Below are 3,599 nucleotides of genomic sequence, written 5' to 3'. Positions count from 1 at the left end.
CCGGCGTGGTCGGCCTCGGGCTGCTGCTCACCGCGCTCGACGTGTTCCGGGTCGGCACGGTCCTGGTCGGCGTCGCGCTGCTCGGCGGCGCCGCGCTGCGGTGGGCGCTGCCGGACGTCGGCATGCTGGCGGTGCGCTCGCGCTTCACGGACATGGTGACGTACGGGGTGCTCGGCGGGGCCATCGTCCTCCTCGCGCTGATGGCACAGCCGAATCCGGCGCTGGAGATCCCGTTCCTCGACGACACGCTGCACTTCACCATCGACAGCTGACCCGCTGACCCGCCCCAGGCGGCGCGCGACGGTGGCCCCGTCCTCCCCCGAGGGGCGGGGCCACCGTCCGCGCCGGTGCAGAAATCTACGGCGGGGAGCCGGGGCGCGTCGTCCCCCGGCGGGTGGAGTCCGGGGCACGCCTGGCGCGGTAGCCGCGTGGTTCCTGCAACTTCCGCGGTACCGCCGCTGGTTGACGTTCCGCCGTCCGCACGCGGGCTACGCTGCGGCGATGCGGATCCGCCCCGTAGTCGTCGACGCGCTCATCGCGATCGCCCTGACCACGGTGGCCGTGCTGCTCGGCCAGGAGTCCGTACGGCAGGGCTGGCCGGAACTCGACCCCGTCGGTTACGCGCTCGTGGGGCTCGTCAATCTGCCCGCCGTGCTGCGCGGCAGGGCCCCGCTGACGGTGTTCCTCCTCGTGCACGCGGTCTGGACCGTGTACGTCACCGCGGGGTACTGGCCGGTCCTGAACACCTTCGCGCCCATGCTCGCCGTCTACACCGTGGCGTCGGTGCGGCCCGTCCGCGTCTCCCTGCCGTGCGCGGTCCTGATGGGCGGCGTCTGGATCTACGCGGGCCTGCTCGACGAGGGGGCCGGGATGCCCGCCGTCGTCGCGCAGGCGATCGGCTTCCCCCTGGTGATCTGGCGCTTCGGATACGCCGCGCGCCGCACGGCCGAGCTGGCCAGGCAGCTGAAACGGGAGCAGGACGAGCGGGCCAGGCGCGAGGTCGCCGAGGAGCGGGGCCGCATCGCGCGGGAGCTGCACGACGTCGTGGCACACCATATGTCGGTCATATCCGTGCAGGCGGGCCTCGCGACGTTCGTCTTCGGCTCGGACCCGCCCACGGCACGCGCCGCCCTCGGCACCATCGCGGGCACCAGCGGCGAGGCGCTCGAAGAGCTGCGCCGGATGCTGCGGGTGCTGCGCGCCGGGGACGCCGACGGCGAGGCGGACGCCCCGGAGGCGCCCATGCCGGGCCTCGCCCGCCTCGACGAGATGGCCGAGCGGGTACGGGCCGGGGGAGTCCCGGTGGAGCTGCGGGTGACGGGGACCCCGCGGCCGCTCGCGCCGGGCATCGAGCTGTGCGCGTACCGGGTGGTGCAGGAGGCGCTGACCAACGTGCTGAAACACGCGGGCGGCGCGCGGACCACCGTGGAACTCGGCTACCGGCGCCATCACATCGAGGTCTCCGTCATCAACGACGGCGAGGGGGTGATTCCGGACAAGGTGCCGACGCGCGGCGGACACGGCTTGATTGGCATGCGGGAGCGGGCCAAGCTCTACGGCGGGACGATCGGCATCGGCCCGCTGAGCGAGGGGGGATTCGCCGTGCGCCTCACCCTGCCGACCTCGGCCCGTGCCGCGGCGCAGGGGGACGACACCACCGAATGACCGGCTCGATCAAGGTACTTGTCGTGGACGACCAGTTCCTCATCCGCGCGGGACTGGTCGGGCTGCTGCGCGCCGCCCCCGGCATCGAGGTCGTCGGTGAGGCGGGCGACGGCGACGAGGCCGTGGCACTCGCCGCGCGGACCCGGCCCGACGTCGTCCTCATGGACATCCGGATGCCCGGCATGAACGGCATCACGGCCACCGCGGAGATCCTCGCCCAGGCGGCCGAACCCCCGCCGCGCGTCCTGGTCCTCACCACCTTCGACCTGGACGAGTACGTGTACGGGGCGCTGCGCGCCGGGGCCTCGGGGTTCCTGCTCAAGGACTCGGGGCCGGAGCGGCTGCTCGCCGCGGTGGCGGCGGTCGGCGCCGGTGACGCGCTCTTCGCGCCCAGCGTGACGCGCCGCCTCGTCGAGGCGTTCGCGCGGCAGGCGTCGGGGCCCGACGCCGGTGGCAGGGGCGGGCCGCCGTCCGGCCTCGCGGCGCTGACCGGGCGCGAGGTGGAGGTCCTGAAGCTGATCGCGCGCGGCCTGACCAACGCCGACATCGCCGAGCGCCTCTACATCAGCGAGGCGACCGTCAAGACCCACCTCAACCGGACGATGAGCAAGCTGGACCTGGACAGCAGGGCACAGGCGGTGGTCGTGGCCTACGAGTCGGGCCTGGTCACCCCGGGGGTACCGGGGACCGGGGCCTGAGAGACGGGCCCCGGCCGGCCGGACGCGGCGGGTTCAGCAGGTGACGACCTTGCCGTAGGAGCCGCGGCCCCAGGTCCACTCCCACTGCTCGCCCGGCTGGTAGGTGAGGCAGCGCGAGTCACTGCCCCAGTCGATGACGACCTTCAGGTGCATGGTCTGACGGCAGTTGTTGGTGACCTTCACATACTTCCGGTGCTTGACCACGTCCCGCTGCACACAGGCCGGGGCGGTGCCCCGCACCGCGGCCTGAGCCGCGGGGGCCGTGGCGAGACAGGTGCCGAGGAGGGCGGAGACGGCGAGGAGGCCGCCCGCGAAACGCTTGCCGTACGGCATGTACGGATCCCTTCGTTGAGTGCGTGCGTTGCCTTCGCACTCTGCCGAGCACCGGGGGCCCGGGGCCGCAGACTTGGCCGAAGTACGCCCTTTCGGGCGTAATCACCCGGGACGCGCGGGGAGCATGCGCGAGGCGGTGCCCGTCCTCTCCCCCGTGGGAGGACGGGCACCGCCGTCTGGGAGGGTGATTCCTTCTGGATTCACCCGATGTAAGCGGTGTGTTCCGCCTAAGAACCAGAGTCATGGACGCGCCAACATCGTTCAAGGGATGCCAGACCCCTGTGGCACGGAGGTGACCATTCCGCAACGGTGTCCGAGGCCTGCAACGGGCCTGGTCCGATGTACGTGACCGGCCACCTCGCGGCGATGGGACACTGTTGGCCGGACCGCGGGAACTGACATCCTGGCTCCGCGCATCCCTCTGGATGGGGCGGCGGCACGGCAGGCGCGGGCGCAGGACAGGAACGTACGCGGGCGCAGGACAGGAACGTACGGGGGCAGGACAGGCACGTACGGGGGGAAGAGGGGGAGTAATGCCTCGTTGGAAGGCGCTGCCGGACGAGCTCGACCCAGAGGTCAGGGAGTTCGCCGACCAGCTCCGCAGGCTCGTGGACCACAGCGGTCTGAGCATCGCGGCGGTCTCGGACCGGACCGGCTACAGCAAGACGTCGTGGGAGCGCTATCTGAACGGGCGGCTGCTCGCGCCCAAGGGCGCCATCGTGGCGCTGGCCGAGGTGACCGGCACACCGCCCGTGCACCTCATCACCCTGTGGGAGCTCGCGGAGCGTGCCTGGAGCCGCTCCGAGATGCGCCACGACATGACCATGCAGGCGATACGCATATCCCAGGCGCGCGCCGCCCTGAAGGAGGCGGAGGAGCGGCAGGCCTCGTCCGCCGCCAAGT

Annotated in this window: 5 protein-coding genes; 4 read left to right on the top strand and 1 reads right to left on the bottom strand. The window is 72.4% G+C overall.

Translation table 11 applies throughout. The features are described 5' to 3' along the window. The 3 genes from AB8Z36_RS34375 to AB8Z36_RS34365 form a co-directional block, all read left to right on the top strand. Positions 1–272, top strand: a 272-nt coding sequence (locus AB8Z36_RS34375; RefSeq protein WP_369217308.1) for a DUF3017 domain-containing protein, incomplete at its 5' end; no start/stop codon positions are given. Between the two features lie 229 nt (positions 273–501). Further along, on the top strand, positions 502–1,665 hold the full coding sequence (locus tag AB8Z36_RS34370; RefSeq protein WP_369217307.1) for a sensor histidine kinase: 1,164 nt from the start codon (positions 502–504) through the stop codon (positions 1,663–1,665). Continuing rightward, on the top strand, positions 1,662–2,363 hold the full coding sequence (locus AB8Z36_RS34365; protein ID WP_369217306.1) for a response regulator: 702 nt from the start codon (positions 1,662–1,664) through the stop codon (positions 2,361–2,363). Before AB8Z36_RS34370 ends, AB8Z36_RS34365 begins: the two co-directional genes overlap by 4 nt. A gap of 33 nt (positions 2,364–2,396) precedes the next feature. Here AB8Z36_RS34365 and AB8Z36_RS34360 read toward each other — a convergent pair whose 3' ends face one another. After that, positions 2,397–2,696, bottom strand: a complete 300-nt coding sequence (locus tag AB8Z36_RS34360) for a hypothetical protein (protein ID WP_369217305.1) — start codon at positions 2,694–2,696, stop codon at positions 2,397–2,399. A gap of 533 nt (positions 2,697–3,229) precedes the next feature. Here AB8Z36_RS34360 and AB8Z36_RS34355 point away from each other — a divergent pair. Next, positions 3,230–3,599 (top strand): helix-turn-helix domain-containing protein (locus AB8Z36_RS34355; protein ID WP_369217304.1); only part of this gene is annotated, 370 nt, incomplete at its 3' end.

The organism is Streptomyces flavofungini (assembly GCF_041028215.1).
In the GTDB taxonomy this organism is placed as follows: domain Bacteria; phylum Actinomycetota; class Actinomycetes; order Streptomycetales; family Streptomycetaceae; genus Streptomyces; species Streptomyces flavofungini_B.
The sequence above is the reverse complement of the archived record's forward strand: the minus strand, read 5'-3'. Positions and strand labels throughout refer to the sequence as shown.